Source organism: Streptomyces sp. NPDC007856 (assembly GCF_042868225.1).
GTDB lineage: Bacteria > Actinomycetota > Actinomycetes > Streptomycetales > Streptomycetaceae > Streptomyces.
Map to the genome: position 1 here is coordinate 1 of NZ_JBIAEC010000129.1, position 1,007 is coordinate 1,007.

The window sequence follows — 1,007 nt, forward strand, 5'->3', positions numbered from 1 at the left end:
ACTCGCTGGAACAACCCCCACAACTCATCCGGCACCAGCCGCTCAACGATCCCCACACCCGGAGCCTATCGAACAGCCCAAATGAGATGACGTCTTAGTCCTTCCCTTGCCGAGTCGTCTCGTCGACCATGTCCGAGAAGCCAGTTGATCTTGCCCAGTCCCGTGAGGACGGCGACCAACGCGGTGATGGCTCCGGTGACGGCGCCGATGGAAGCCGCTCCGGCCGCGAAGAGCCAGGCCGTCAGACCGGTGGCCATGGCCACAAGCAAGACCAGAACCGATCGGCCCTGGCGGCCCTCGCTGTGAGACAGGGATGCGGTTGTCATGGCGTTGTCGGTTCCTTCGGCAGCGCTGGTGAGGTCCTTCTGGCTGGAGCAGGTATGAAGGTCGGTGTCGATGATGGTGTCCGTGTCGACGGACGCGACGGCACGGGCCGCGATGCTGTCCATGTGGGCAGCCCACTCTTCAGGAGTGGGCGTGCGTCCCCCGGGCTCTTCGGCGCGAGTCTCCTCGCGCAAAAGCTCCACGAGGACATCGTGAGCGTTGTTCCGCACAGTGTCCTTCCTAACCATTCCTTTCACGCGGCCGCTAAGGCCGGGTCCCACGAGGCCTTCTCGCAGGAGAGACCACGCACCTCCCGGTACCCGCCTGCTCTCCAGGCTGGGCGGGTACCGGGAGGTAGGCCTCCACTCGGGGACACGGGGCAGGGCGGGCTCCGTGCCCCCTGGAAGGGGCCTACCTCAGGTGATCCAACTCGTCTGGTGGTAGGGACTTCAGCCGCTCCTCGGCCCGGTCGCGCCACTCGGCCGCAGTACCTCGGTCGATGCCGAGTTCACGGGCGATCTCCACTGGCCCCTTGTCGTCCCGGAAAGCCAGGAGCCATGCCTTCCGTTGGCCCTCATGGGGCAGGTTGGGGAGTGTCTAATCAACGGCGGATCTGATGATCAAGGAGACGCGTCTGATGACGGAGACCGCCGTGGAGAACGAGCAGGCTGAGCAGGTGGTTC

1 protein-coding gene is annotated in these 1,007 nt (G+C 65.0%); it reads right to left on the reverse strand.

From position 1 onward, the window contains the following. Window positions 1–65: 65 nt before the first annotated feature. On the reverse strand, window positions 66–449 hold the full coding sequence (locus ACFYOH_RS44910; protein ID WP_388638181.1) for a hypothetical protein: 384 nt from the start codon (window positions 447–449) through the stop codon (window positions 66–68). Between the last annotated feature and the right edge of the window lie 558 nt (window positions 450–1,007).

Coding starts and splice junctions, on each gene's coding strand:
- ACFYOH_RS44910 (WP_388638181.1), bottom strand. CDS start 449: ATGGACAGCATCGCGGCCCGTGCCGTCGCGTCCGTCGACACGGACACC.